The organism is Herbiconiux sp. (assembly GCF_023264855.1).
Taxonomy (GTDB): domain Bacteria; phylum Actinomycetota; class Actinomycetes; order Actinomycetales; family Microbacteriaceae; genus Herbiconiux.
The window spans coordinates 31254-55598 of sequence record NZ_JAHFUW010000013.1 but is presented as its reverse complement, the minus strand read 5'-3'; the positions used below and the strand labels follow the sequence as shown (position 1 = coordinate 55598).

At 69.5% G+C, this 24345-nt stretch carries 30 protein-coding genes and 1 tRNA gene; 23 read left to right on the top strand and 8 right to left on the bottom strand.

Going from position 1 to position 24345, the window contains the following annotated elements; translation table 11 throughout:
• Positions 1–15: 15 nt before the first annotated feature.
• Complete coding sequence (locus Q0D75_RS07460) at positions 16–723, bottom strand: PadR family transcriptional regulator (RefSeq protein WP_291051198.1); 708 nt, start codon at positions 721–723, stop codon at positions 16–18.
• A gap of 112 nt (positions 724–835) precedes the next feature.
• On the opposite strand from Q0D75_RS07460, the gene Q0D75_RS07455 reads away from it, so the two are divergent.
• Both Q0D75_RS07455 and Q0D75_RS07450 read left to right on the top strand, forming a co-directional pair.
• Entirely contained in the window at positions 836–1801 is a 966-nt protein-coding gene (locus Q0D75_RS07455; RefSeq protein WP_291051195.1) for an ATP-binding cassette domain-containing protein, read from the top strand.
• Positions 1802–1803: 2 nt separating this feature from the next.
• Positions 1804–2565 (top strand): ABC transporter permease, encoded by a 762-nt coding sequence (locus Q0D75_RS07450; RefSeq protein ID WP_291051192.1) that lies wholly within the window; start codon positions 1804–1806, stop codon positions 2563–2565.
• Positions 2566–2589: 24 nt separating this feature from the next.
• Here Q0D75_RS07450 and Q0D75_RS07445 read toward each other — a convergent pair whose 3' ends face one another.
• A complete protein-coding gene (locus Q0D75_RS07445) occupies positions 2590–3462 on the bottom strand; it encodes an ABC transporter permease (RefSeq protein WP_291051189.1) in 873 nt (290 codons plus the stop codon).
• Entirely contained in the window at positions 3459–4355 is an 897-nt protein-coding gene (locus Q0D75_RS07440; RefSeq protein WP_291051187.1) for an ABC transporter ATP-binding protein, read from the bottom strand. The genes Q0D75_RS07445 and Q0D75_RS07440 overlap by 4 nt, the downstream gene beginning before the upstream one ends.
• Before the next feature lie 146 nt (positions 4356–4501).
• On the opposite strand from Q0D75_RS07440, the gene Q0D75_RS07435 reads away from it, so the two are divergent.
• The 9 genes from Q0D75_RS07435 to Q0D75_RS07395 all read left to right on the top strand — a co-directional run bounded on the left by Q0D75_RS07435 (position 4502) and on the right by Q0D75_RS07395 (position 9703).
• Complete coding sequence (locus tag Q0D75_RS07435) at positions 4502–5173, top strand: sigma-70 family RNA polymerase sigma factor (RefSeq protein WP_291051184.1); 672 nt, start codon at positions 4502–4504, stop codon at positions 5171–5173.
• Positions 5157–6188 carry a hypothetical protein gene (locus Q0D75_RS07430; protein WP_291051181.1) on the top strand — a complete coding sequence of 344 codons (1032 nt, stop codon included), beginning with the start codon at positions 5157–5159 and terminating at the stop codon, positions 6186–6188. The genes Q0D75_RS07435 and Q0D75_RS07430 overlap by 17 nt, the downstream gene beginning before the upstream one ends.
• A complete protein-coding gene (locus tag Q0D75_RS07425; protein ID WP_291051179.1) occupies positions 6185–6949 on the top strand; it encodes a hypothetical protein in 765 nt (254 codons plus the stop codon). Before Q0D75_RS07430 ends, Q0D75_RS07425 begins: the two co-directional genes overlap by 4 nt.
• A 157-nt stretch (positions 6950–7106) precedes the next feature.
• Positions 7107–7544 (top strand): Asp23/Gls24 family envelope stress response protein, encoded by a 438-nt coding sequence (locus tag Q0D75_RS07420; protein ID WP_291051176.1) that lies wholly within the window; start codon positions 7107–7109, stop codon positions 7542–7544.
• Positions 7541–7738: a DUF2273 domain-containing protein gene (locus tag Q0D75_RS07415; protein WP_291051173.1), complete on the top strand. Its 198-nt coding sequence runs from the start codon at positions 7541–7543 to the stop codon at positions 7736–7738. The genes Q0D75_RS07420 and Q0D75_RS07415 overlap by 4 nt, the downstream gene beginning before the upstream one ends.
• Positions 7735–8130 (top strand): hypothetical protein, encoded by a 396-nt coding sequence (locus Q0D75_RS07410; protein ID WP_291051170.1) that lies wholly within the window; start codon positions 7735–7737, stop codon positions 8128–8130. The genes Q0D75_RS07415 and Q0D75_RS07410 overlap by 4 nt, the downstream gene beginning before the upstream one ends.
• On the top strand, positions 8127–8705 hold the full coding sequence (locus Q0D75_RS07405; protein WP_291051168.1) for a DUF6286 domain-containing protein: 579 nt from the start codon (positions 8127–8129) through the stop codon (positions 8703–8705). The genes Q0D75_RS07410 and Q0D75_RS07405 overlap by 4 nt, the downstream gene beginning before the upstream one ends.
• Positions 8702–9307 carry a hypothetical protein gene (locus Q0D75_RS07400; protein WP_291051166.1) on the top strand — a complete coding sequence of 202 codons (606 nt, stop codon included), beginning with the start codon at positions 8702–8704 and terminating at the stop codon, positions 9305–9307. Before Q0D75_RS07405 ends, Q0D75_RS07400 begins: the two co-directional genes overlap by 4 nt.
• A 222-nt stretch (positions 9308–9529) precedes the next feature.
• Complete coding sequence (locus tag Q0D75_RS07395; RefSeq protein ID WP_291048524.1) at positions 9530–9703, top strand: CsbD family protein; 174 nt, start codon at positions 9530–9532, stop codon at positions 9701–9703.
• A gap of 110 nt (positions 9704–9813) precedes the next feature.
• On the opposite strand, the gene Q0D75_RS07390 is transcribed toward Q0D75_RS07395, so the two are convergent.
• Both Q0D75_RS07390 and Q0D75_RS07385 read right to left on the bottom strand, forming a co-directional pair.
• Positions 9814–11019 carry a pyridoxal phosphate-dependent aminotransferase gene (locus tag Q0D75_RS07390; protein ID WP_291051163.1) on the bottom strand — a complete coding sequence of 402 codons (1206 nt, stop codon included), beginning with the start codon at positions 11017–11019 and terminating at the stop codon, positions 9814–9816.
• Positions 11020–11065: 46 nt separating this feature from the next.
• Positions 11066–12100 carry an AI-2E family transporter gene (locus Q0D75_RS07385; protein WP_291051161.1) on the bottom strand — a complete coding sequence of 345 codons (1035 nt, stop codon included), beginning with the start codon at positions 12098–12100 and terminating at the stop codon, positions 11066–11068.
• A 164-nt stretch (positions 12101–12264) separates the two neighbouring features.
• On the opposite strand from Q0D75_RS07385, the gene Q0D75_RS07380 reads away from it, so the two are divergent.
• The 8 genes from Q0D75_RS07380 to Q0D75_RS07345 all read left to right on the top strand — a co-directional run bounded on the left by Q0D75_RS07380 (position 12265) and on the right by Q0D75_RS07345 (position 18105).
• A tRNA-Trp gene (locus tag Q0D75_RS07380) sits at positions 12265–12337 on the top strand.
• A 27-nt stretch (positions 12338–12364) separates the two neighbouring features.
• Positions 12365–12637, top strand: coding sequence for a preprotein translocase subunit SecE (gene secE / locus Q0D75_RS07375; RefSeq protein WP_291051159.1), 273 nt, complete (start codon positions 12365–12367; stop codon positions 12635–12637).
• Positions 12638–12723: 86 nt separating this feature from the next.
• A complete protein-coding gene (gene nusG, locus Q0D75_RS07370; RefSeq protein WP_291051156.1) occupies positions 12724–13632 on the top strand; it encodes a transcription termination/antitermination protein NusG in 909 nt (302 codons plus the stop codon).
• Between the two features lie 125 nt (positions 13633–13757).
• Positions 13758–14189, top strand: coding sequence for a 50S ribosomal protein L11 (rplK, locus tag Q0D75_RS07365; RefSeq protein ID WP_137837775.1), 432 nt, complete (start codon positions 13758–13760; stop codon positions 14187–14189).
• Positions 14190–14203: 14 nt separating this feature from the next.
• Complete coding sequence (rplA, locus tag Q0D75_RS07360) at positions 14204–14893, top strand: 50S ribosomal protein L1 (protein ID WP_291051149.1); 690 nt, start codon at positions 14204–14206, stop codon at positions 14891–14893.
• A gap of 151 nt (positions 14894–15044) precedes the next feature.
• Positions 15045–16316 (top strand): cell wall-binding repeat-containing protein, encoded by a 1272-nt coding sequence (locus tag Q0D75_RS07355; protein WP_291051146.1) that lies wholly within the window; start codon positions 15045–15047, stop codon positions 16314–16316.
• An 83-nt stretch (positions 16317–16399) separates the two neighbouring features.
• Positions 16400–16972, top strand: a complete 573-nt coding sequence (locus Q0D75_RS07350) for a GNAT family N-acetyltransferase (RefSeq protein WP_291051144.1) — start codon at positions 16400–16402, stop codon at positions 16970–16972.
• Positions 16973–17046: 74 nt separating this feature from the next.
• Positions 17047–18105 (top strand): cell wall-binding repeat-containing protein, encoded by a 1059-nt coding sequence (locus Q0D75_RS07345; protein WP_291051141.1) that lies wholly within the window; start codon positions 17047–17049, stop codon positions 18103–18105.
• Between the two features lie 54 nt (positions 18106–18159).
• Here Q0D75_RS07345 and Q0D75_RS07340 read toward each other — a convergent pair whose 3' ends face one another.
• A complete protein-coding gene (locus Q0D75_RS07340; protein WP_291051303.1) occupies positions 18160–19122 on the bottom strand; it encodes an NADP-dependent oxidoreductase in 963 nt (320 codons plus the stop codon).
• 291 nt (positions 19123–19413) lie between these two features.
• Between Q0D75_RS07340 and Q0D75_RS07335 the strand changes: the two genes are divergently transcribed.
• Positions 19414–20181, top strand: a complete 768-nt coding sequence (locus tag Q0D75_RS07335; protein WP_291051139.1) for a DUF998 domain-containing protein — start codon at positions 19414–19416, stop codon at positions 20179–20181.
• Here the strand turns inward: Q0D75_RS07335 and Q0D75_RS07330 are convergent.
• On the bottom strand, positions 20121–20894 hold the full coding sequence (locus tag Q0D75_RS07330; RefSeq protein WP_291051136.1) for an alpha/beta fold hydrolase: 774 nt from the start codon (positions 20892–20894) through the stop codon (positions 20121–20123). The two genes, Q0D75_RS07335 and Q0D75_RS07330, sit on opposite strands and share 61 nt — an antisense overlap.
• A 58-nt stretch (positions 20895–20952) precedes the next feature.
• The gene (locus Q0D75_RS07325) at positions 20953–21579 is read right to left on the bottom strand and encodes a YqaJ viral recombinase family protein (RefSeq protein ID WP_291051300.1); all 627 of its coding nucleotides are present in this window, start codon (positions 21577–21579) and stop codon (positions 20953–20955) included.
• 135 nt (positions 21580–21714) lie between these two features.
• On the opposite strand from Q0D75_RS07325, the gene Q0D75_RS07320 reads away from it, so the two are divergent.
• The 3 genes from Q0D75_RS07320 to Q0D75_RS07310 all read left to right on the top strand — a co-directional run bounded on the left by Q0D75_RS07320 (position 21715) and on the right by Q0D75_RS07310 (position 24191).
• Positions 21715–22482, top strand: coding sequence for a response regulator transcription factor (locus tag Q0D75_RS07320; RefSeq protein ID WP_291051298.1), 768 nt, complete (start codon positions 21715–21717; stop codon positions 22480–22482).
• A 31-nt stretch (positions 22483–22513) separates the two neighbouring features.
• Positions 22514–23947, top strand: coding sequence for a HAMP domain-containing sensor histidine kinase (locus Q0D75_RS07315; protein WP_291051133.1), 1434 nt, complete (start codon positions 22514–22516; stop codon positions 23945–23947).
• 79 nt (positions 23948–24026) lie between these two features.
• Positions 24027–24191 (top strand): hypothetical protein, encoded by a 165-nt coding sequence (locus Q0D75_RS07310; protein WP_291051130.1) that lies wholly within the window; start codon positions 24027–24029, stop codon positions 24189–24191.
• Positions 24192–24345: the final 154 nt, after the last annotated feature.

The following is a 24345-nucleotide window of genomic DNA, read 5'->3' as shown; positions in this document are numbered from 1 at the left end:
CAGCGTCGGTCTGCGTTATTTCTGCACTTCTGAACCGCCGGCCTCGATCTGTTCGCGGTAGCGGGCCGACTCGCCCACCATCTGCCAGCCGGCGTCGTCGGCCGGGGGAGTCCAGGCCCAGTCCGCCTCGCCCGCGAACACCAGCCCGCCCGCCTCGATTGTGGCGAGGTAGCCCTCCAGCCAGCCGCGCTCGGTCTCGATCAGCCGAAGCTCGAGCTCGAGGCTGTGCGCCACGTGGGGCGGCGCGAAGCCGCGGGCCACGAAGCCGATCTTCTCCAGCAGTGCCTCGCACGCCGCGGCCGCGGTCGCCGAGCGCGCCCGCAGCGCGGCGACCATCTCGTCGCGCGGCATCAGCGGCGCGAGGCTCAGCGCCACCCGGAACGCCGAGGGATCCATCGCGTTCACGGTCAGCACCGCCTCGGTCAGCAGCCGGTTCAGCTCGGTGCGGCCGGCATCCGACATCGTGTACACGGCGACGGTGCGCCCGGCGCCCGCGCCCCCAGCGCCCTCACCCCCCGCCGCCTCGCCCTCGGCGAGGTCGTGGCGCTCGATCAGCCCCTGCTTGGCGAACGTCGACAGCATCGAGTAGATCGACCCCGGCTTGATGTGCGCCCAGTCCTCCACACCCCACGACAGCAGTTCGCGCCGCAGCTGGTACCCGTTGGCCGGCTCGAACAGGGTCACCACACCCAGCAGCAGGGCACGGGTCGTCAGGGTGGCCATGGCCCGAGTATATGAGCGCGCATGGACCTTCTCCAGCTCTTGACAGCACCTATTCAAGTTTGAATAATGGACGCGATCGCACGCGCCGAAAACGCCGACCGAAGGAGACCAGGTGATTCACGCACGAGGCCTCGCCCGTACGTTCGCGGGGCGCGGCAAGGGCAAGGAGAAGGTCGAGGTGAAGGCCGTCGCCGGTGTCGACATCGACGTGGCCGAGGGCGAGATCGTCGGCTTCCTGGGCCCGAACGGCGCCGGAAAGACGACGACGCTCCGGATGCTCACCACCCTCCTCAAACCCACCGCCGGCTCGGCCACGGTGGCCGGCTTCGACGTGGCCACGCAGTCGCAGCAGGTGCGCCGCAGCATCGGTTACGTCTCGCAGAGCGGCAGCACCTCGCCCGAGGCGCGCGCCGGCGAGGAGATCATGGATCACGGCATGCTCTACGGCATCAGCAAGCAGCAGGCCGAGGCCCGCGGCCGCGAGCTCTTCGGCCAGCTCGACCTCGAGGGCCTCTGGACGCGCGAGCCCCGCGCCATGTCCGGCGGCCAGCGACGCCGGCTCGACATTGCCATGGGCCTCGTGCACGACCCGAAGCTGGTGTTCCTCGACGAGCCGACCACGGGTCTCGATCCGCAGGCCAGGGCGAACCTCTGGACGCACATCGCCGACCTCCGCACCAACCTCGGCTCCACCGTCTTCCTCACCACGCACTACCTCGACGAGGCCGATGCGCTCTGCGACCGCATCCTCGTCATCGACCACGGCACGATCGTGGCCAGCGACACCCCCGATGCGCTGAAGCGCCAGGTGTCGGGCGACCTGGTGCAGCTCGTCGTCGGCGACACCGAGCAGGCCGCCCGCACGGCCGAACTGCTCGGCGGCATCGCCGATGCCGAGCTCACCACCGACGGCGCCGGGGTCAGTGCCCGGGTGCGCGAATCCGGCACCAAGATCGCCGGCCTCATCCGCGAACTGGATGCAGCGGGCATCTCCCTCGAGTCGCTCGAGGTGCGCCGCCCCACCCTCGACGACGTGTTCCTCGACCTCACCGGCCGCTCCCTCCGAGAGGATGCCTAGTCATGCGTGGATCGTTCTGGAGAGAGACCGTCATCGTCTTCCGCCGTCAGCTCCGGATGGCGCTGCGCAACCCTGCCTGGGTCATCATCGGCCTCGTGCAGCCGATCCTGTACCTGGTGCTGTTCGGCCCGCTGCTCGAGCCGATCGCCGCGCAGCTCGGGGCGCAGAACGCCTACACGCTGTTCGTGCCTGGCCTGCTGGTGCAGCTGGGCCTCTTCGGCGCCCTGTTCGCCGGCTTCGGCCTCATCGCCGAGTGGCGGGCGGGCGTGATCGAGGCCGAGCGGGTCACGCCGGCCAGCCGCACCGCGCTGCTGCTCGGGCGCATCCTGCGCGATGTGCTGCAGCTGTTCGTGCAGGGCATCGTGCTGATCGGGCTGGCGTTCCTGTTCGGTCTCACCGGCTCCATCCTCGGCATGGTGTTCGGCCTCATCCTCACGGTGCTGCTCGGTGCGGCCTGCGCCGCGGCATCCAACGCCCTCGCCCTCACCACGAAGAGCGAAGACGTGATGGCTCCGGTGATCAACAGCATCGCCCTGCCGGTGCTGCTGCTCTCGGGCATCCTGCTGCCGATGACCATGGGGCCGCAGTGGCTGCAGACGGTCTCCGACTTCATGCCCACGAAGTACATCGTGAACGCCATCCGCGAGCTGTTCCTCGGCAACTTCTTCACCCTCACCACCATGTGGGGCGTGATCTGGACGATCGTGCTCTTCGCCCTGGGCCTCTACGTCGGCACCCGCACGTTCCGCAAGGAGAACGCCTAGCGCCTTCGACGCGGTCGGGCAGGCCTAGCTGTCCTTGCGGATCCAGCGGAAGGTCACGCGGCACAGGATCAGCCCCGCCACCAGCCAGATGCCGAGCGCGGTCGCCACGCCTACGAGGTTCCAGTCGCCACCCTGCTCGGCCGAGGCGAACGATTCCGGCAGCAGCGCCGCGCGCATCCCCTGCGCGATCCACTTGAGCGGAAAGACGCTCGCGATGTTCTGCAGCCACTCGGGCATCAGCGCGAAGCTGAGGTAGACGCCCGAGATGAACTGCAGAATCAGCAGCGGAGGGATGATCACGGCCGAGGCGCTCTTGCCGCTGCGGGGCAGCCGCGAGATCGCGATGCCCAGCACGGCGGCGGTCACGATGCCGAGCAGGTACACCCAGAGGAACGTGATCCAGTGCTGCGGATCGGCGGGCAGCTGCACCCCGAACGCGAATCGCGCGAGCAGCAGCAACAAGACGACCTGCGCCGCCGAGGTGACGAGCACCTGCCCCATCTTGCCGATGAAGTACGACAGCACCGGCAGGGGAGTGCCCGCGAGGCGCTTGAGGGTGCCGTCGCCTCGCTCCACCGCGATGTCGACGCCGAGGTTCTGCACCCCGCTCAGCAGGATGCCGGCGGCGATCATGCCGGGCAGGTAGTAGGCGGCCTGGCTGATGCCGCCGCTGCCGTCGGCGTTCGTGCCCACGTTGCCGAGCCCGTCGAAGGCCACCGAGAAGATGCCCAGCAGCACCACGGGGAACAGGAACGTGAAGAACACCGTGTCGCCGGCGCGGAAGTAGAGCCGCGTCTCGTAGACGATCCGGGCGGCGCCGAGTCGCAGCGCCCGCAGGGGGCCGAACGCGGTTCCGGATCGGCCGGCGGCCGCGCGCGCATCCGTCTGGGCGCTCATGCGGTCACCTCGGCCGCGGCTCCAGCGGCTCCCGCGGTGGCCTCTTCTGCCTCGGCGCTGCCGACCAGCTCGAGGTACACGTCCTCCAGCGACGGCCGGATCACCTCCAGCTCGACCGGTTCGCCCTGCGCCGCCACCAGCTGCGCGACGAGCCGCGCGGGTTCGTGGGTGCGCTCTTCGTGCAGACCGGAGTCGTCGCGCCAGCGCACCAGCGGCACCCGCGCCTGCTCGGAGCCGATCGTGTCGACCGGACCGATGTCGAGCATCCGCCCGCCCGCGATCACGGCCGCGCGATCGCTCAGCTGAGCCGCTTCGTCGAGGTAGTGCGTCGTGAGCACGATCGTCGTGCCCTCCCGCGAGAGCGAGCGGATGAGCTCCCAGAACTGGTGCCGGGCCTCGGGATCGAAACCCGTGGTCGGCTCGTCGAGAAAGAGCAGCTCGGGCCGGCCGATCACGCCGAGGGCGACATCCACCCGCCGTCGCTGGCCGCCGGAGAGCGCCTTGATGCGGGTCTTGGCCTTCGCCTCGAGCCCCACAGCGGCGATCACCTCGTCGATGTCGCGCGGATGCGGGTACAGGCTCGCGAAGTGACTCAGCTGCTCGCGCACGGTCACGGTGCCGCTCTCGCCGGTCTGCTGCAGCACGATGCCGATGCGCGCCTTCCAGGCGAGCGTCGCGTGCTGCGGGTCGACCCCCAGCACACTCACCTCGCCGGCGTCGCGGTCGCGGTAGCCCTCGAGGATCTCGACGGTCGTGCTCTTGCCGGCCCCGTTCGGCCCGAGCAGCGCGAACGTCTCGCCCCGCGCGATCTCGAACCCGATCCCGTCCACGGCCGTGAACGTCCCGTACTGCTTACGCAGCCCTCGCACGCTCACCGCAGGTTGCTCGCTCATGACTCCATGCTGGCGGCTGCGCGCTCCCACCACCACCCGGGTAGCGCGATCCCGTCGAAAACCTGCCGTAAGCACGTGATCGCACGACCCGGCCGGCGATCTCGGGGCGGATGGACCCGATCCGTGCCGAGCGGACATTCTTAGGTGTGGGCATCGGGGAGATCGACGAGACCGCGCTGTGGCGCGCCGCCAAGGCGAGCGGCGGTCGGGCGTTCGGCCAGGTGTTCGATGCGCACTACGCGCGGGTCTACGGGCGGGCCCTGCAGGCGACCGGTTCGGTGCACGATGCGGAGGAGGTGACGGCGGTGGTGTTCTTCGAGTGCTGGCGCCTGCGCGACCGGGTGCGCGTGGTCGACGGGTCGATCATCGGCTGGTTGCTGCTCACCACTACGAACGTGGCGCGCAACCTCACCCGTTCGCGCCGCCGTTACGGCGCCCTGCTCGAGAGGCTGCCCGAGCCCGCCGTGCACCCCGACCACGCCGACGACGTCGCCGACCGCCTGGACCGCGCTGAGCTCGACGAGCGGATGCGCGCCGAGTTCTCCACGCTGTCCGCCCGCGACCGCGAGGTGCTGGTGCTCTGCCTGGTCGAGGGGCTGAGCGCTTCGGCCGCGGCCGAACTGCTCGACGTGCCCGAGGGCACCGTCAAGTCACGGCTGGCCCGTGCCCGAAAACGCCTCTCCACCGCGCTCGGTGACCAGCTCGATCCGCGCCCGCTGCCCGATGCGCCCCGCCTGCCCGATCCGCATCCCCTGCCCGATCCACATCTCCATCCCGCCGCTGACCCCTTGGAGGTGCCCGATGACGCTCGATCCTGACCGCCGAGACGCCATCCGCGCGCTCGCCGTCGAGCACGCCGATCCCTCGCCGGCGCGCCCTCGCGCCCTCCGCGGCCGCCTCGGCTTCGCCGCCGCCGGGCTCGCCGTGGCCGCACTGGCCGCCGGCGCCGTCCTCATCGTGACCACCTCGCTGCCGGTGGCCCCCGAAGCTGCACCGGCGCCCGTTCCGTCGCAGTCGGCCTCGTCGATGGGACCGCAGGGGGAGGCTCTCTCCGGGGATTCCGCGGCATCCGGAACCTCCTCCTCCGCCGCTACGGAGTCGGCGCTCGGCCTGCTGGGCTCCTGGACGCTGACGGATGCCCCGTCAGCGGACTCGGAGACCGTCCGGATCGACGCACAGACGATCACGGTGCAACGCGACTGCGGCCAGATCTTCTGGCAGTTCGCGGCGGCCGGCGGCCTCCTGGCCGTGAGCGGCGCGGGGGGAGACCAGGCCTGCTTTCTGACCGACGACCTGCAGCCGCTGAACCCCGACACGAGCTGGGGCGAGACCCTGCGCGGCTATCGAGCGGTAGAGGGCGGCTGGGAGCTGCTCGACGGAGCGGGCACGGTGGCCGGCCGGCTCTCGGCGCCCACGGAGGGGACTGCCTCGTCGATTCCTTCGGACGAGACCCCCGGAAGCCGGCTCGATGACCCTGCTCCGCTCGGCCCTGGGTGGTCGCCCGCATCGCACGAGGACCTGCTCGGCACGTGGGCCGTTGAGGGTGGCTCCGGAGACGACCGAGCGACCGTCACCTTCCGCGATGACGACTATCTGGTCGACGACTGCCACTCCGCAAACCATCCGGAGCCCCCTGCGGGGAAGGGTGTCGCCTGGACCGGCGACGGCACCCTGTTCCTCGCGCCTCTTCTCCCATCCGACTCCGGTCTCTGCAGCCCATCGCTCGCGTTCGACCCGGCGAGCATCCGCTCCATCGCGATCGCCGATGGAATCCTCGTAGCGTTCGACGCGGCCGGCGTCGAACTCGCCCGGCTCGAGCGCGTCGGGTCGTGAGAAGTGCACGCCGACGGGCGCCTTTCGTCGCGACCGCCGCTCTCGCCCTGACGGCCCTCCTCACCGCGTGCGTTCCCGCGACCGCCGATCCGTCTCCGAGACCCACCGCGGATGCGGGCGTCCGCTGGGAGGAGACCACGTACGACCCGGCCCGTCCGCCGGTCGAGTGGGTCGATGCCGAGGCGGGCGTCTTCCGGATGTCGGTCAGGGGCTACGCCTACTGCACCGAGGTGCTCGAGGCGGTCGAGTTGGGCCCGTCCGGCGCCGACGTGGTCACCAGCACGGTGGAGCAGGACTGTCCCTTGGCGGGGAAGCTGAAGGCCTTCGTCACGGTGCTTCCGGCCGGCTTCGACCGCGCGGTCCCCGTGCTCGTCTCGCTCGACGGACGTGTCGTCGGTGAGCTCCTGCCCGCATCCGAAGGCCCCCAGCCCCTGGGCGGACCACCGGCCGGCGCCTGGCCCTGGCGGCCGGTCGGCGCCGAGGACTCGCAGCCCGGGGTGCGCTGGGCCGACCAGAGCGCGCTGACCGTTCTGTGGACCACCATCGGCGGAGGCTGCAGCCCCACGCTCCGGGACGTGGTGCTGATCGACGCCACGACGGTCGACTGCGAGACCCGATCGCAGACCACCGGTGCCTGCTCCAGCGAAGTCCGCATCGCGAACTACATCACGAGCCTCCCGGTCGGCGTCTCGATCTACGACGACGTCACGGTGATGCTCGACGGCGCGGTGCTCGGCACCCTGCCCACCCCGTTCCGGTAGCCGACTACTGAGATCTGTACCCCGGGCAATCCGGTTCGGCGTCGGCAGCGAAATCTTTTCAACTGGGATGTGTGACGAATCACCCGTTCGTCCCGTCTCATCTGCGTAACCACGTAGAACCCCGGACAGCTCCGGGGACGACCCGAAGGAGAACACCATGGCAACGCCTACCACCCCCGCCACCCCGGCCGTGAACACCCCCACCTCCACTCAGACCGCGCTCGGCAAGACCGTCATCAACGACGGCGTCGTGGCGAAGGTCGCCGGTATCGCCGCCCGCGAGGCGCGCGGCGTCTACGCCCTCGGTGGCGGAGCGGCCCGCGCGTTCGGTGCCATCCGTGAGGCCGTGGCCGGCACCGACCAGACCCAGGGCATCAGCGTGGAGGTCGGCGAGACCCAGGTCGCGGTCGACGTCACGATCGTTGCCGACTACCCCACCCCGCTGCAGGATGTCGCCGATGGTGTGCGTGCGAACATCATCCGCGCCGTGGAGACCATCGTGGGTCTTGAGGTCACCGAGGTGAACGTGACCGTCAACGACGTGCACCTGCCCTCCGACGACAAGGACGAGGCTGCTGAGGCGCGAGTCCAGTGACCTCCTCCGCAACCCGCACCGGAATCCTGGTGGGGGCGGTCCTGGCCCTCACCTGGGTCGTCGTCGGTTTCTGGGCCTTCTTCTTCGTCGCGATCGCCATGGCGATCGGCGCGGTGATCGGCCGGATCGTCGAGGGCAAGCTCGACGTGTCGGCCCTGGTCGGCGCTTTCCGCGGAAAGCGCTCCTCCTCATGAGCGCCGCCGCGACGAACCTTGTCGCGGCGGGAACCCCTCCGCAGTCGAACCGAGGTCGCAACCGCATCACGTCCAAGGCGCTCAGCCGCGTCGTGGCGGCGGTCACGGCCGACGCGCTCGGGGTCGCACCCAAGCGTGTCGGTGTCGACCTCGCCGACGAGAAGGGCCTGCTCGTGCTGACGGTCACCACGCCGATCCGCGTGGTGTCGCTGGCACGGGTGCACTCCGGCCCCGGCGTGATCGACCGCGCAGGCGGTACGGTCCTGGACCGGGCGGCCCGTGCCCAGGAGACGATCCGCGACCGGGTCTCAGACATCACGGGCTCGGCCATCGGCCGGGTCGTCGTGCGGCTCTCGGCCGCCGACATCCAAGAAGAGGAGAGGGTGCGATGAGCACGCCCGGCATCTACCGTCGCATCGCGCGGCGCGAGACGCACTCGCCCCGCTCGCTGCTCGCGATCGTGCTGGCGGTGCTGCTGATCGTGGTCATCGCCTGGCTCGGTACCGAGATCGTGATCGCGCTGCTGGGAGCACCGGCCCTGCTGGTGGCCCCGGTCGACACGTTCACCTCCGCGGTGAACCTCGTGCAGGCTCCCGCAGGTATCGTGGCCGCCGCCGGCATCGTCGCCGCAGTGATCGGGCTCGTCCTGATCATCGCGGCGATCGCCCCGGGGCGCCGGGCGCGGCACCTGCTGCAGTCCGAGCGCACCGTCGTCGTCGTCGACAACGAGGTGATCGCCTCGGCCCTGGCCCGGCACTCCTCCGTCGCCGGCTCCGTCGATCCCGACAACGCCTCCGTCTCGGTCTCGCACCGGCACGCGGCGGTGCACCTCACGCCCACGTCGGGCATCCCCGTCGATCGTGACGCGGTGACCGGCGAGGTGGCCCGGCAGCTCGAGTCGTACCGGCTCACGCCGCCGGTGCGGGCCCGGGTGCGCATCTCGGAGAACGGGAGGATCGGCGCATGAACAGCACCAATCGAGCCGCGAACCGGCTTCTGATCCTGCTCGTCGGCCTGCTCCTGCTCGTCGTGGGCGCGGCCGCCGCAGCTGCCGTGCTCATCCCCGTGGTGCGCGACGGCTGCAAGGATGCGACCGGCCAGGTCACCGCCCAGGTGTCCGAATGGCTGCAGCAGACGCCGCTCGGTGACACCGGGGTGAGCTGGATCTTGCCGGCACTCCTCGTGCTCGCCGTGCTGGCGGTCATCCTGCTGATCGTGTTCATCGTGCGTCAGGGCCGCGGCCACACCGGAATCGCGGTGCGGGAGAGCACGAGCGAGCACGGCGCCACGGTGGTCGAGTCCGCCGTCGCCGAGCAGGTGCTGCAGGATGCGATCGGCGGCCGACCCGAGTTCGTCGCCTCGCACGTCAGCACCTACCGCGTGAAGCGCACCCCGGTGCTGAAGATCTCGGTCACCTGCCGCCGGGGCGTGTCTCCGAAGGATGCCGCCGTCATCGTGGAGGACGCCGTGCGCGCCCTCGACCTGCTGCTCGGCCGGCAGCTGCCGGCGCTGGTGCAGATCAGCGGCGGATTCCGGGCCCGCATCACCTCCACCACCCGGCTGCAATAGCGGGCTCGACCCCTCCGGGGCAGAAAGAAGGAATCATGTCCAAACCACTCGTCTGGGTCGTCGCGATCGCGTTCGGTGTCACCGGCTACGTGCTCGGCACCCGGGCCCAGGCCACCAAAGACACGGCGAAGAAGATCGCCCGGAAACGTCACTGACCCCACCCGGTTCCCGCATCCGCGGTAGCCGATCCCCACGAAGAAACCGCTACGGAAGGAGCTCATCATGAGCGCAGCAGACAAGATCAAGAACGCCGCCGAAGACCTCGCCGGCAAGGCCAAGGAGGCCGTCGGCAAGGTCACCGACAACGACGAGCTCGTGGCCGAGGGCAAGGCCGACCAGGCGAAGTCCGACGTCAAGAGCGCCGGCGAGAACGTCAAGGACGCCTTCAAGCACTGACACCGGGCACTGAGCGCCCGCGGTCATCCGCCGGGCATCAGCGTCGTGTGGCCGTCACCCCGGGGTGGCGGCCACACCTCTGTGCACACCGCGGTGCGCACACGATCAGATCAGGACTCGGCGGAGAACAGCTTCTGCAGGCGCGTGACGCCCTCGAGCAGGTTCTCGTCGCTGAGCGCGTACGAGAGCCGCAGGAATCCGCTCGGACCGAAGGCCTCGCCGGGAACCGTCGCCACCTCGACCTGGTCGAGGATGAGGTCGGCCAGCTCGAGCGAGGTGGTCGGCGTCACGCCGCCCCAGCTGCGGCCGAGCAGGCCGGTCACGTCGGGATAGACGTAGAACGCGCCCTCGGGCAGCGGGGTGTGCACGCCGTCGATGGTGTTGAGCGCCTCGACGATCTGCTTACGACGCCGGTCGTAGGTGGAGCGCATCACCTCGACGGTGTCCTGCGGGCCGGTCAGCGCCTCGATCGCGGCGCGCTGCGAGATGTTCGACACGTTCGAGGTCATGTGCGACTGCAGGTTCGACGCGGCCTTGATCGCATCCAGGGGGCCGACCATCCAGCCGACCCGCCATCCGGTCATCGCGTAGGTCTTGGCCACGCCGTTCAGCAGCAGCGTGCGGTCGGCAAGCGCCGGCACGGCCTCGACGATCGACACGGCGCGCAGGCCGTCGTAGACCAGGTTCTGGTAGATCTCGTCGCTGATCACCCAGAGTCCGTGCGAATCGGCCCACTCGCCGATCGCCTTCGTCTGCTCGGGGGAGTACACCGCGCCCGTAGGGTTGGAGGGGGAGACGAACAGCAGAACCTTGGTGCGCTCGGTGCGGGCGGCCTCGAGCTGCTCGACGGTCACGAGGTAGTCCTGGTCGCTGCCCGCGAACACCTCGACGGGCACGCCGCCGGCGAGGGCGATGGCCTCGGGGTACGTCGTCCAGTAGGGGGCGGGCAGCAGCACCTCGTCGCCCGGGTCGAGCAGGGTCGCGAAGGCCTCGTAGACGGCCTGCTTGCCGCCGTTGGTGACGATCACCTGCGACGGCGCGACCTCGAGACCGCTGTCGCGCAGGGTCTTGGCCGCGATCGCCTCGCGCAGATCCGGAAGCCCCGCCGCCGGCGTGTACCGGTAGTTCTTGGGATCGAGCACGGCTCGGGATGCCGCCTCCACGACGTTCGCCGGGGTGGAGAAGTCGGGCTCGCCCGCGGCGTAGCTGATCACCGGCCGGCCGGCGGCCTGGAGGGCCTTCGCCTTGGCGTCGACCTTGAGCGTCGCCGACTCGGCGATGGCTGCGATTCGTTGGGAGATGCGTCGTTCCGTCACGGAGATCAAGCCTACCCGGCCACCCCCGTGCGATCCGGGAATGCGCCTACAACTCCGCCTGCCGGGGAACGACCACCTGCTTGATGATGATGAGCAGGGACGCCACCACGGGAACGGCGATCAGAGCCCCCAGCACACCCAGCAGGGTGCCTCCCACGAGGGCGCCGATCACCACCAGGATGCCGGGCACGTCGACGGCCTTGTTCATGATGCGGGGGCTGAACACGTAGGCCTCGACCTGCATGTAGACGAGGAAGTAGATGCCGATCGCGACCGCGGTGACGGGCGAGACGGTCAGGGCGATGAAGGTCACCAGGATCGCGCTGATGATGGTGCCCACCAGGGGGATCAGGGCCAGCAGGAACGCCACCACCGCCAGGGCGCCCGCGTACGGGACCCCGACGATCATCATGGCGATGAAGCCGAACACGCCGTTCGTGCCGGCCAGGATGACCTGACCGCTGACGTACTTGCCGATCGAGTTCACGATCTGGTCGGTGATCGAGACGACGCCCTGGCGCTTGGACATCGGCACGAGGATGTAGAAGCTCGACTTCACGGCCTCCAGCGAACCCAGGAAGAACAGGGTCAGCACCACGACCAGGATGCCTCCGGAGAGCCCGTTGATCAGGGCCACGCCGATCTTCAGCACGCCGCCGCCGAGGGTGGCGAGATTGTTCGGGTCGGACAGGAAGTTCTCCAGGTCTTCGACGAGCTTCTTGGTGTCGACCGAATCACCGAAGACCTGGGTGAACCACTGCTCCTGCGTGATCGCCTTGACCTCGCCCGGGAGATTCGTGATCAGCTCGGTGGTCTGGTCGACGACCGCGGGGATGACCAGGAAGAACACCAGCACCGCGAAGGCGATCACCAAGACGAAGACGATCACGATCGACCAGCCCCGTGGGATGTGGCGGCGGGTCAGCCAGCGCACCAGCGGATCCAGGCCCAGAGCCAGGAACAGCGAGGCCATGATGCAGATGACGACGGTCGAGAGCTGCGTGAACGCGAAGCCCAGGGCGATGGCGATGAGGCCGCCCAACGTGGCGACGAACCCGATCCTGAAGGCGCCTGTTCGCATGGGTGCTCCGTCTCGCTCGCCTTTGCGGTCGCACTGGATGTGACCTACACTGTCTGTCGGTAGTAGAAATCTGCCAAGCTTTTCTCTGCCCATTTTTCGGGATCCGGTTCCGGCCGGGCTCCCGTTTAGGGCGAGTGTAGCGAAGCGAAGCGATTTCGATGCTTAGGGCGGTGGCTCAATTGGTAGAGCAGCGGTCTCCAAAACCGCAGGTTGCAGGTTCAAGTCCTGTCCGCCCTGCTCCTGCTTGTGAAAGGTAACGACACGGTGGCACGAAAAGTAATCGACGAACCTTCCGAGGACGTCGTCGAGAACGCCAAGAAAGACCGGGCGGCCAAGCGCAACCCGTTCGCCCGTATCGCCCTGTTCATCAGGCAGGTCTTCACGGAGTTGAAGAAGGTCGTCACCCCGACCCGGCGCGAACTGATCAGTTACACCCTCGTGGTGCTGGTGTTCGTCGTGATCATGATGGCGATCGTCGTGGGGCTGGACCAACTGTTCGGCTGGCTCGCGATCGTGGTCTTCGGCGATCCCGCCTGATCCTCTGCCCCGACTCTGTAGCGGCACACCGCCGCCCCCGCACGACGAACCCCAACACGGTCAACTGAGAAAGTGGAACGAATTCATTGTCTGACGCAAAGCCCGAAGAAGCCGGTGTCCCGGCTGACCTCGACGCCCTCCTCGAGGCGATCGACGAGGCAGCCGACCCCGAAGCGGATGCGGTGGTCGACGACGCACTGAACATCGACGACTTCGACGAGGCCGCCGCCGTGCTCGACGTTCTCGAAGACCCGGAGGCGAACGGCGAGTCCGTCGCCGCCGCCGAATCGGCCGATGTCGTGGCCGACGAGGTCGCCGAGGCCGAGACCGCCGTGGAGGCCGAAGGCGACGCCGAGGAAGCCGAAGAGGTCGAGGCCGATCCGTACGACGCCTTCCGCGCCGAGCTCCGCACCCTCCCGGGCAAGTGGTACGTCATCCACTCCTACGCCGGCTTCGAGAAGCGCGTGAAGCAGAACATCGAGAGCCGCAAGACCTCGATGGGCATGGAGGACTTCGTCTTCCAGGTCGAGGTTCCGATGGAAGACGTCGTCGAGATCAAGAACGGCCAGCGCAAGCTGGTCACCCGTGTGCGCATCCCCGGCTACGTGCTGGTGCGCATGTTCCTCAACGAAGACAGCTGGTCGGTCGTGCGTCACACGCCGGGCGTCACCGGGTTCGTGGGCAACTCGCACAACCCCACCCCGCTGCGTTTCGAAGAGGCCTTCAACATGCTGAAGAGCCTGGTCGAGGTGGCCGAGGTCGCTCCCGCCAAGAGCTCGGGCGGCAAGGGCGGCAAGGCCGTTCAGCGCTCAATCCCGGCCGAGGTCGACTTCGAGATCGGCGAGACCATCACCATCAAGGAGGGTTCGTTCGCGGGCCTGCCCGGTTCGATCAGCGAGATCAAGCCCGAGAGCGGCAAGCTCACGGTGCTCGTCTCCCTGTTCGAGCGCGAGACCCCGGTCGAGCTCAGCTTCGACCAAGTCACCAAGCTGTAGGGCTTTCCGCCTTCATCAGCTAAGATTGTGCGGTTGCCCTTCGGGGCATCCGATCACCACCACTGCAGGGAGAAGCCCTGTGGTGGGAGAGCCGCCTTCGCGCGGCACGAAAGAGAAGAGAAGAAATGGCACCGAAAAAGAAGGTCACAGGTCTGATCAAGCTTCAGATCAACGCCGGCGCCGCCAACCCCGCACCGCCCATCGGGCCTGCGCTGGGTCAGCACGGCGTGAACATCATGGAGTTCTGCAAGGCGTACAACGCCGCGACCGAGTCGCAGCGCGGCAACGTCATCCCCGTGGAGATCACGGTCTACGAAGACCGCTCGTTCACCTTCATCCTGAAGACCCCGCCCGCCGCGGAGCTCATCAAGAAGGCCGCCGGAGTCGCCAAGGGCTCCTCCACCCCCCACACCGTCAAGGTCGCCAAGCTCACCAAAGAGCAGGTGCGTCAGATCGCCGAGCAGAAGCAGGCCGACCTGAACGCGAACGACGTCGACGCTGCAATGAAGATCATCGCCGGCACCGCCCGTTCCATGGGCATCACGGTCGAGGCATAAGGAGGAGGCTGGAAATGGCACAGAAGTCAAAGGCCTACCGGGCCGCGGCCGAGAAGATCGAAGCCGGCAAGTACTACACCCCGTCCGAAGCCGTGCAGCTCGCCCGCGAGACCGGCTCGGCCAAGTTCGACAGCACCGTCGAGGTCGCGCTGAAGCTCGGGGTCGACCCGCGCAAGGCCGACCAGATGGTTCGTGGAACCGTCATCCTGCCCCACGGCACCGGCAAGACCGCCCGCGTCATCGTGTTCGCGACGGGTCCGGCCGCTGAGGCCGCGATCGCCGCCGGCGCCGACGAGGTCGGTGGCGACGAGCTGATCGAGAAGGTGGCCGCCGGCTACACCTCGTTCGACTCCGCGGTCTCGACCCCCGAGCTCATGGGCAAGGTCGGTCGTCTCGGTAAGGTGCTCGGCCCGCGTGGCCTCATGCCCAACCCGAAGACCGGAACCGTGACGCCGGATGTGGCCAAGGCCGTGTCCGACATCAAGGGCGGAAAGATCGAGTTCCGCACCGACAAGCACGCCAACGTGCACTTCCCGGTGGGCAAGGCCGGCTTCACCGCCGAGCAGCTCGACGAGAACATCCTGGCGGCGCTGGAAGAGATCATGCGTCTGAAGCCCTCCTCCTCGAAGGGCCGCTACGTGCAGAAGGGCGCCGTCTCGACGACCTTCGGTCCCGGCATCCCCCTCGATGTGAACGCCATCTAGTTCACCTCGAACCCGCACCACCCGAAAGGGCTCGCCACACGGCGGGCCCTTTCGGCGTTTCACGAAGGTGCGACTGAGTAGAAACTGCTCATAACTGCGGGGCTGTGCGGCGACTCAAACTGGGATCTTCCCGCCCTATTCGAAGGACCCCATGTCGCACCGACCCATCTTGTCCCGCCTCACCGTCGCCACGCTCGCACTGACGACACTCGCCGCAGGTGGTGTGGTGTCTGCCGCACACGCCGACGCGCTCATAGCGCCGGCGATCACCTGTCCGTCCACGGTTGCCGCCGTCGGGTTCCCCGTCGACTTCGGAGAGCTCGCGAAGGGGGCGACGGCGCTTTCGGTGAAGTCGGGAACGCTTCCGGCCGGTGTCAGCGTGTCGAGCGAGGGCGGGTTCCACCTGGCCGGAGATCCCACCACCGTTCAGGCTTCGACGTTCACCCTCACGGCGACGTTCCCCTCGGCACCTCCCGCAGAGGTCGAGAAGGAGTGCGCGATCACGGTGAAACCGGCGCCCACGGTCACGCGGATCGCGGGCAGCGACCGCTATCAGCAGGCGCTGAAGGTGTCTGCACAGTTCGCCACCGCCATCACGGTGTTCGTAGCCAGCGGTGAGAAGTACCCGGATGCTCTCAGCGCCACAGCGGTCGCCGCCGCGAACAAGGCGCCGTTGCTTCTCACCCCTTCGGGATCGCTGCCCACCGGGCTGCTGGCGGAGATCACCCGACTCGGCGCGACGAAGGTCGTCGTGGTGGGCGGTGAGAACACCATCTCAGCCACCACCTTCACTCAGCTGAAGGCCGCCGGCCGAACCGTCACACGCATCAGCGGAGCCGATCGGTACGAGGTGTCGCGCAATCTGATCTCCGACCCGACGGTCGGCATCGCGACCGCCGAGAACGTGTTCGTCGCGACCGGCGCGAACTTCCCCGATGCGCTCACAGCCTCGCCGGCGGCGATCGCCGCACGAGGACCGGTGCTGCTCGTGAACGGATCCGAGGCGGCACCGACCGCGCTAGAGTCCGCGCTCTTGACCAAGCTGGGTGCCAAGAAGGTCTTCATCGCCGGCGGCACGAACTCTGTCTCCGCCGCCCTCGAGACCAGCCTGTCTGCCGGCTTCACCGTCACGCGTTTCGCCGGTGCAGACCGTTACGCCGTCGGCGTGAACCTCAACCGTGCCGCCTTCACCGCGCCGGGTTCATTCGTACTGGCCAGCGGGTCGGCATTCGCCGATGCGCTGAGCGGGGGAGTTCCCGCAGGACTCGCCAAGGCGCCGGTCTACGTCACCCCGGCGACCTGCCTCGACAACCAGGTGTACCTCGAGATCGGGCGTCTGGCGCCCGAGAAGATCGTGGTGCTCGGCGGCACGAACACCCTCAGCGCCGACGTCGAGGCGCTCAAGCCCTGCGGGCTCGACTGAGCCGAACCGCCCGGCGGGGAGCGATCCGGTCGTTCACCGCCGGGCGAACCGGGTTCGGCGGCGTTCGGCAGTAGCGTGGGGGGATGGTCACTAGGGTTCGCCGGGCGCGGGTGGAAGACGCGGGGATCGTCGCCGCCGTCGCGGCGGAGACGTTCGAGATGGCGTGCCCTCCCGGTACCAAGCGGGAAGACATCGAGGCGTTCATCGCGGCGCATCTGTCGGAAGCGCGGTTCTCGGGCTACTTGGCTGGCGACACCCACAGCATCCTGCTCGCCGACGTCGACGGCGAGATCGCCGGCTACACGATGCTGGTGTCGGGCGAGCCGGCGGACGCCGATGTCGCCGCCGCCGTGACCGCCCGGCCGACCGTCGAGCTGAGCAAGTGCTACGTGCGTGCGGCGTTCCACGGCCAGGGGGTGGCGCGCACGCTGATGGAGGCATCCGTCGAGCTGGCGGGGGAGCTGCGGGCCGCGAGCGTGTGGCTGGGCGTGAACGAGCACAACGCCCGCGCTCAGCGCTTCTACGAGAAGAACGGTTTCGCGAAGGTGGGCCGCAAGGGCTTCTACGTCGGCGAAGAACTGCACGACGACTTCGTGATGGAGAAGCGGCTGCCGGATGCCGACGAGGCGCCGGTGGGAGACACCGGCACCCGCTGAGCAGCAACTACTCACGCCACACCTGAGCGGTTCCGGGGGATCATCGAGGCACCGCGATCAGGAAGCCGGTAGCCATGGTCCACACGCTGACACCTCGCCGGGTCGGGCGTGTGTCTCCCGGCTTCCTGATCGTGCTGTTCATCGTCACCGTCGTCGCCGTCGTGGCCGGCGGGGTCGTGGGGAGCGGTAGAGATCTCGCTCCGGCTCGCGCGGCGGCGGCGGAACTGCTTCCTACGCCGGTGCGGCTCGCCGGCACCGACCGCTACGACCAGGCCGTGCGGGCGGCGTCGGCCTTCGGTTCGGCCGACACCGTCTACCTCGCCAGCGGAGAGAAGTTCGCGGATGCGCTCAGTGCGTCGGCGGTCGCCGGCGCCCACGGCTCGCCCTTGCTGCTCACCGCGGCCGATACCGTGCCTCCGACGGTGCTGGCCCAGATCGTCCGGCTGACGCCACGGACGGTCGTGGTGGTGGGCGGGCCGCTCTCCGTGTCGGACGGCGTGCTGGAGGCCATCTCCCGTCAGGTCACCGGGGCGACCGTGGTGCGGGTCGACGGGGCCGACCGCTACGAGGTGTCACGCGCGCTGGTGGTCGACCCCGTGGTGGGGGTGCCGCACGCGAGCGAGCTGTACCTGGCATCCGGGGCCGACTTCCCCGACGCGCTGACGGCTTCGCCGGCGGCGGTGCACCGGCACGCGCCGGTGCTGCTCGTCGACGGCGGCGAGGCGGCTCCTAGCGCCGCCGAGACGGAGCTGATGCGTGCGCTGGGAGTGCGTGCGGTGACGATCGTCGGTGGGCCGAGATCGGTCGGCTCGGCGCTCGAGGCCGAGCTGCGGAGCACGATGGCGGTGTCGCGCATCGCGGGCGCCGATCGCTACGAGGTGGGTGTCGCCGTCAACCGCGCGGACTTCGACTCGGCGTCGACCGTGTATCTGGCGAGCGCGGCGAGTTTTCCGGATGCGCTGAGCGGCGGCCCGCTCGCGGCCCTGCAGTCCGCACCGCTCTACGTGGTGCCGCAGAACTGCGTGCCCGCCGCCGTTCTGGGTGAGCTGGCCCGGCTCGCGCCCACCCGCATCGTGGTGCTCGGCGGGCCCGCCACCCTCGGCCCCGGCGTCGACGCCCTCCGCCCGTGCTGAGCGCGCGCCCCGCGGTGTGAGCGCGTTCGTTCCGATCCGGGGCCGGGCCGCGCGTCAGAAGGGGAGCGCGCCGACCTGCAGCACGAGCTTGCCGCGGGTGTGGCCGCGTTCGAGCGCGCGGTGCGCCTCGGCCACATCGGAGAGCGGATAGACCTCGTCGATGTGCACGCGCACGTCGCCCGAGTCGATAAGGCGCGTGATCACGGCGAGGGTCGCGGCATCCGGAGCCACTTTGTACGTCGTCGCGCGCACCCCCGCCGCCGCCGCCTCGTCGTCGAAGGTCGGCCAGCTGCCGGTGGGCGCGTTGACGATGAGGCCGCCGGGGCGCAGGGTCGTGAGGGAGCGGCTGCCGGTGTCGCCGTGGGTGTTGCCGACGAGGTCGATCACCACGTCCATCCCCGAGGCCACGCTCTCGAACGGCGTCGCGCTGTAGTCGATGACCGTGCCGGCGCCGAGCTCGCGCAGCCAGTTCTGATTGCGCGCGGATCCGGTGGCCGTCACCCGCGCACCGAAGTAGGCGGCGAACTGCACCGCGAAGTGTCCCACGCCGCCCGCGGCCGCATGGATGAGCATCCGCTGGCCTTCGTGCGCCTTGGCCAGGTCGACCACGAGCCCCCAGGCCGTGAGGGCGGCCAGCGGAACCCCTGCGGCCTCGGTGAGCGAGAGGGCGCGGGGCTTCCGCGCCACCTGCAGGCTCGGAACCGAGACGTACTCGGCGTACGAGCCGTCGCCGCGCGGCACCGACATCATGCCGTACACCTCGTCGCCGACGTTCAGCGGATGCCCCGCGAAAGGCGTCTCCACCACCACGCCGGCGAAGTCGTAGCCCAGGATGCACGGGAAGCTCGAGACCGCGGCGGCGACACCCTTGCCCGCGCGGGTCTTGGCATCGATCGGGTTGATGCCCGCGGCGGCCACCTTGACGAGCACTTCGGCGTTGATCCGTTCCGGGGTGGGCACCTCGGCCACCGAGAACACCTCGGGACCGCCGAATCCGGAGATCACGGCGGCGGACATGGTCTTCGGGTGCGTGAGAGTAGGGCTGGAGACGCCCGACGATCCACTCCGTTGTTCGATCATCGCTGCCCTTCCGTAGATCATCTGAACACGCAGGGGAGGGATCGGGCCACCCGCCTCGCTGCGTCGCCTCATCGGCTAGCAGCCACGCTATTGGGTGAATGATTCACCGGTGTTACAGTCTCGTCACTGGGGTGCAAACTCAGTGGCCGCGCGTGAGAGAACGTCTGAGCACGTGGGCCCGTTCCGGAGATCCGACCTGATGCCCCCTTCGCGAGCCGTGGCCCGATCATGAGTCAGACCACCGTCCCGCCCGCCTCGCGCGCTGCCGTGCCGCCCCGCGCCATCGTGCCGCCCAGGGTGCGTGCCGCCGTGCTCTGGGTCGCCGCGGCCCTGGCCACCACCGGCCTCGTGCTGATCTGGGTGGCCCGTCTCTCGGCCGACCGCTTCCTGTACGTGAGCGAGCTGGGCGCCGCCGTCGAACCCACCGCCGAGGTGTTCCGGGTCGCTCTCGCCTGCGTGGCCGCAGGAGCGGCGCTGGTGGCCGTCGCCGCCCCCCGGATGTCGCCGCGAACCCGCCTGCTCACCGCGGTGCCTCCCGGCGTGGTACTCGCGGTGGCTGCCGTCTCCTTCGGCGTCGCCTCGCAGGTCACCTGCACCCAGTACTGCCCGCTGCCGGTGGGCCCCGCGTTCACCTGGCAAGACCTCATCCACACCGTCTCGGCCGTGATCGGCTTCGCCGGAGCCGCCTTCGTGATGCTGCAGGTGGCATCCGATACCCGCTTCCGCCGCCTCGCCCGGTTCTCGGCGTTCTCGGCGGTCTCGGTGGCGGTGATCGCCGGCGTCGGCGGCCTGCTCTCGCTGCTGCGCTTCGGCACGCAGGTCGGTGGCGTGCTCGAGTTCGTGGCCACCACGATCGCCCTGCTCTGGCTGGTGGGCCTCGCCGTGCTGCTGGCGGTGGAGACCGCGCGCTCGGTTCGCCCGTCGGCCGGGACCGGTCAGCTCCAGCCGAGCCATCCGGCGACGCCCGACCGGGTCGCCGCAACATACGCCGAGTAGTTCTCGTCGCGCGCCGGCAGCGGGATGCCCGGGGCTCCGAGCCGGGCCATCCACGACTCGGCCACGGCCACCGGATGCACCGGATCGCGCGGCGCCCAGGCGACCGCCGTGGGTACCGCGGCGCCGAGGGCGGCGAGGTCGTCGGCGGCCGTGAAGGCCGGGTTGCGCGGGATCTCGACCAGCCGCACGGCGCGCGCGGCGGCACCGGGCGAGCGGAACTGCTCGAGCAGCCCGGCGGCGCCTCGCGTGGACGAGGCGGCGGCCTGCGCGTAGAAGGACGTGCGGCGGAACTCCTCCTCGCCCTGCCGGGCACCACGGGCCGCCAGCAGCTCGCCGATCACAGGGAAGGCCCTCAGGTTCTCGGGCAGCGACACCTCGGTGAAGGCGGGCCGCACGAAGACGGCGCGCTCGAGGGGCAGCTCACCGGAGAGCAGCAGCCGTAACGCGATGGCCGCCCCCATCGAGATGCCGATGACGGTGAAGGGCTCGCCCTCGCGCCCGGCAGCGGCCTGCTCGGCCCGAACCCGCGCCGCGACGTCGGAGGCCAGAGCAGGGAGGGCGAAGGCGGAGGGCGGGCCGATCCGGTCGTCGTCGCCGTGGGCGCGCACATCCGGAGCGATCACGAGCGACCCCGGCGGAACGATCGGTGAGAACAGCGCCAGCGGATTCGCGCGGTCGTTGCCGAGGCCGTGCAGCATCAGGACGGTGGTCATGCGGAGGCCACCGCCGCAGCATCCGCCGGACACAGCCGGCCCGGCCTCGGCTCGGGGCTCATGCGGCGCGTTCGCCGCGCATCCAGGCCAGCAGTGCGTCGGCGCGGCGAACCAGCAGCTCGATCTCCGACTCGTCGCGGTCGACCCACTGGCAGCGCGGATCGCCCTGCACCGGCACGAAATCGGTGTGCTGCTCCCACACCACGAGGGTGCGCTCGGCGCCCAGCACGTACTGCTGCCACCACACCTGGCGCAGGTAGCCGCGCGGGATGCTGCGCCACGGCTTCGACGTGGTCTTGATCTCGGCCAGTTCGACCGAGCCGTCGGGCGCCACCCGGATGCCGTCGGGCGTGGCGAGGTGCCGCTTCTCGCGGGCGGCGTGGAAGAGCGTCACGCTCGGCTCGATCTCGTAGCAGGTGCGCACCCAGGCCGCGATCTCGGGCTCCCGGGCGCGGCCGTGGTCGGTGAAGGCGTTGCCCCCGAAGCCGGTGCCGTTTAACTTCTCCCAGGCGACGGCCGCCACGGCCTTGTCGCTGGCGAGCCGGGCCGCATCCGTCGCCGTCACGCCCCGACTGCGCGCTCGCAGCCAGGCCACGCGATCGGTGGAGTGCGCGACCACCCGGGAGAGGTGCGGCGGGGCGGGCGCGACGAAGGTCTGGTCTTCCTCCCAGGGGAAGGAGAGCATCAGATCCGTCACAGATCCATTCTGCCTGCTGCCGCCGACGCTCCCGCCCGAACCGCCGGTCGCGCGATTCTCAGACGGCGCTTCGGCTGTTCATAGACTCCTCATAGCAAACTGCCAATACTGGTGAATGTGACTATCGACGGCTCCCTCATCTCCGGCAACGGCTCCTCCTCCAACGCGGCCAAGCAGCCCCGGCTCCGACGCGCCGACGGCTCGCCGGTGCGCGCGCTCGTGGTCGACGACGAGAACACGCTCACCGACCTGCTCTCGATGGCGCTGCGCTACGAGGGCTGGGAGGTGAAGACCGCCAGCGAGGGCCGCCAGGCGATCACCATCGCCCGCGAGTTCCGCCCCGACGTGGTGGTGCTCGACGTGATGCTGCCCGACATCGACGGCCTGCAGGTGCTGAACCGGATGCGCGGCGACGGCAACGAGACCCCCGTGCTCTTCCTCACCGCGAAGGATGCGCTCGACGACCGCATCGCCGGGCTCACCGCCGGCGGCGACGACTACGTCACCAAGCCGTTCAGCCTGGAGGAGCTGGTCGCGCGGCTGCGCGGCCTCATCCGCCGTTCCACCCTCGTCGTGGCCGACGCCGACGACCCCATCGTCACCGTGGGCGACCTCGAGCTGAACGAGGACAGCCACGAGGTGTTCCGCGACGGCGAGCCGATCGAGCTCACCGCCACCGAGTTCGAGCTGCTGCGCTACCTGATGCGCAACCCGCGCCGCGTGCTGAGCAAGGCGCAGATCCTCGACCGGGTGTGGAGCTACGACTTCGGCGGCAAGTCCAGCGTGGTGGAGATCTACATCTCCTACCTGCGCAAGAAGGTGGATGCCGGGCGTCCCGCGATGATCCACACGGTGCGCGGCGCCGGCTACATGCTGAAGCCCGCGCTGTGAGCGCCGAGCCCGGCGCGAACGAGCCGACGCCGTGACCCTCCGCCGCACGCTGATCCTGAGCGTGCTGGGGCTGATCGCGCTGGCGGGCGTGATCATCGGCCTGGTGAGCACACTGGCGCTGAACGGCGTGCTGCTGACGCAGCTCGACAACCAGCTGCGGGATGCCTCCAACCGCACCATCATGCAGGTCACCAGCCAGAACGGTCCGCAGCCCGGGTTCTCGCTCGGCCAGGCCGCGGGGACCATGGTGGTCGTCGTGTCGGGCGGCACGGCGACGGATGGCATCGTGCTCGATCAGAACGGGCAGGCGCAGTCGATGACCGCGGCCGAGCTCACCTCGCTCGACGGTGTCGTGGCGAGCCGGGCTCCGGCCACGGTGTCGATCGAGGGGCTCGGCAGCTACCGGATCGAGGCGCAGACCGTCACCACCGCCGGTGACATCGTGGTGACGGGTCTGCCTCTGGCCGATGTGAACAGCACCATCTCGGGTCAGATCGTGGTGACCGTGATCGTGACCCTCGGCGTCATGCTGGTGGCGGGCGTCGTCGGCCTGCTCATCCTGCGGCTCGCCCTGCGGCCGCTCGAGCGGGTCACCGCGACCGCCAGCCGGGTGGCCGAGCTCCCTCTCGATCGGGGCGATGTGGCCCTGGCCGAACGCGTTCCGCTGGCCGACACCGACCCGCGCTCCGAGGTGGGGCGCGTGGGTCTCGCCTTCAACCGGATGCTCGAGCACGTGGCATCCGCTCTCACCTCACGACAGCGCAGCGAGAACAAGGTGCGGCAGTTCGTGGCGGATGCCAGCCACGAGCTGCGCACGCCGCTGGCATCGATCCGCGGCTACGCCGAGCTGACCCGCCGCACGGCGCCCGAGTTGCCCGAGGACGTGGCGCACTCGCTCGGCCGGATCGAGTCCGAGGCGACCCGGATGACGACGCTGGTCGAAGACCTGCTGCTGCTGGCGCGCCTCGACGCGAAGCCCGAGCTGGCGATGACGGAGGTCGACCTCTCGCTCGTGCTGGTCGACGCGGTCAGCGACGCCCACGTCGCGGGGCCCGACCACGTGTGGGAGCTCGATCTGCCCGAGGAGCCGGTGACGGTATCCGGAGACCCGCATCGCCTGCACCAGGTGGTGGCGAACCTGCTGGCAAACGCGCGGGTGCACACGCCCGCCGGGTCGACCGTGCGGGTGTCGCTGGCGGAGCAGAACGACGTCGCCGTGATGCGGATCGCCGACGACGGGCCGGGCATCGATCCCGCCCTCACCCCGACGCTGTTCGAGCGTTTCGTGCGGGGCGACGCCTCGCGCTCGCGCCACGCAGGGAGCACGGGCCTGGGGCTCGCGATCGTAAAAGCGGTGGTGGATGCGCACGGCGGCGAGGTGCGCGTGCAGAGCGTGCCGGGGCAGACGGAGTTCATCGTGGCCATCCCGTCCGCCGGAGGTGCGGCGGTCGAAAAGTCCGTTTGACCCCCGATCGGGGTACGGTGAAGATCACGGCAACACAGCCGAGGGGGCACCACCCCGAGCCCGAAAGGTTGGGAAACCAATGAATATCCTGCTTATCGTGATCGCCGTGATCGCCATCGTCCTGCTCTTCACCGGTGGCTTCGTGTCGTCGCTGAACTTCCTGCTCTGGGTCGGCGTCATCCTGCTGGTGTTCGCCGTGATCGTCTTCCTCGTGCGGATGATCTCGGGCAACCGCAAGGTCTGACCCCGCTTCTGCTCGACGGCCCGTCTCCCGGATTTGCATCCGGGGGCCGGGCCGTTTAGTCTGTACGGAGCCAAAGACCGTAGGTCATCGGTGTGCTCGCCCCGGCGGGAGCATCGATCGAAGATTCGCAGGTGCGAAGTCCCACGCAGGTGAT

What these genes read in the sequence shown, in the direction of transcription:
- Q0D75_RS07460 (WP_291051198.1), bottom strand. Translation starts at nt 723, where the DNA reads ATGGCCACCCTGACGACCCGTGCCCTGCTGCTGGGTGTGGTGACCCTG.
- Q0D75_RS07420 (WP_291051176.1), top strand. Translation starts at nt 7,107, where the DNA reads ATGGCAACGCCTACCACCCCCGCCACCCCGGCCGTGAACACCCCCACC.
- Q0D75_RS07345 (WP_291051141.1), top strand. Translation starts at nt 17,047, where the DNA reads ATGGTCCACACGCTGACACCTCGCCGGGTCGGGCGTGTGTCTCCCGGC.
- Q0D75_RS07440 (WP_291051187.1), bottom strand. Translation starts at nt 4,355, where the DNA reads ATGAGCGAGCAACCTGCGGTGAGCGTGCGAGGGCTGCGTAAGCAGTAC.
- Q0D75_RS07325 (WP_291051300.1), bottom strand. Translation starts at nt 21,579, where the DNA reads ATGCTCTCCTTCCCCTGGGAGGAAGACCAGACCTTCGTCGCGCCCGCC.
- Q0D75_RS07445 (WP_291051189.1), bottom strand. Translation starts at nt 3,462, where the DNA reads ATGAGCGCCCAGACGGATGCGCGCGCGGCCGCCGGCCGATCCGGAACC.
- Q0D75_RS07310 (WP_291051130.1), top strand. Translation starts at nt 24,027, where the DNA reads ATGAATATCCTGCTTATCGTGATCGCCGTGATCGCCATCGTCCTGCTC.
- rplA (WP_291051149.1), top strand. Translation starts at nt 14,204, where the DNA reads ATGGCACAGAAGTCAAAGGCCTACCGGGCCGCGGCCGAGAAGATCGAA.
- Q0D75_RS07335 (WP_291051139.1), top strand. Translation starts at nt 19,414, where the DNA reads ATGAGTCAGACCACCGTCCCGCCCGCCTCGCGCGCTGCCGTGCCGCCC.
- Q0D75_RS07430 (WP_291051181.1), top strand. Translation starts at nt 5,157, where the DNA reads ATGACGCTCGATCCTGACCGCCGAGACGCCATCCGCGCGCTCGCCGTC.
- Q0D75_RS07405 (WP_291051168.1), top strand. Translation starts at nt 8,127, where the DNA reads ATGAGCACGCCCGGCATCTACCGTCGCATCGCGCGGCGCGAGACGCAC.
- Q0D75_RS07385 (WP_291051161.1), bottom strand. Translation starts at nt 12,100, where the DNA reads ATGCGAACAGGCGCCTTCAGGATCGGGTTCGTCGCCACGTTGGGCGGC.
- Q0D75_RS07340 (WP_291051303.1), bottom strand. Translation starts at nt 19,122, where the DNA reads ATGTCCGCCGCCGTGATCTCCGGATTCGGCGGTCCCGAGGTGTTCTCG.
- Q0D75_RS07330 (WP_291051136.1), bottom strand. Translation starts at nt 20,894, where the DNA reads ATGACCACCGTCCTGATGCTGCACGGCCTCGGCAACGACCGCGCGAAT.
- Q0D75_RS07400 (WP_291051166.1), top strand. Translation starts at nt 8,702, where the DNA reads ATGAACAGCACCAATCGAGCCGCGAACCGGCTTCTGATCCTGCTCGTC.
- Q0D75_RS07395 (WP_291048524.1), top strand. Translation starts at nt 9,530, where the DNA reads ATGAGCGCAGCAGACAAGATCAAGAACGCCGCCGAAGACCTCGCCGGC.
- Q0D75_RS07355 (WP_291051146.1), top strand. Translation starts at nt 15,045, where the DNA reads ATGTCGCACCGACCCATCTTGTCCCGCCTCACCGTCGCCACGCTCGCA.
- Q0D75_RS07350 (WP_291051144.1), top strand. Translation starts at nt 16,400, where the DNA reads ATGGTCACTAGGGTTCGCCGGGCGCGGGTGGAAGACGCGGGGATCGTC.
- Q0D75_RS07410 (WP_291051170.1), top strand. Translation starts at nt 7,735, where the DNA reads ATGAGCGCCGCCGCGACGAACCTTGTCGCGGCGGGAACCCCTCCGCAG.
- rplK (WP_137837775.1), top strand. Translation starts at nt 13,758, where the DNA reads ATGGCACCGAAAAAGAAGGTCACAGGTCTGATCAAGCTTCAGATCAAC.
- Q0D75_RS07450 (WP_291051192.1), top strand. Translation starts at nt 1,804, where the DNA reads ATGCGTGGATCGTTCTGGAGAGAGACCGTCATCGTCTTCCGCCGTCAG.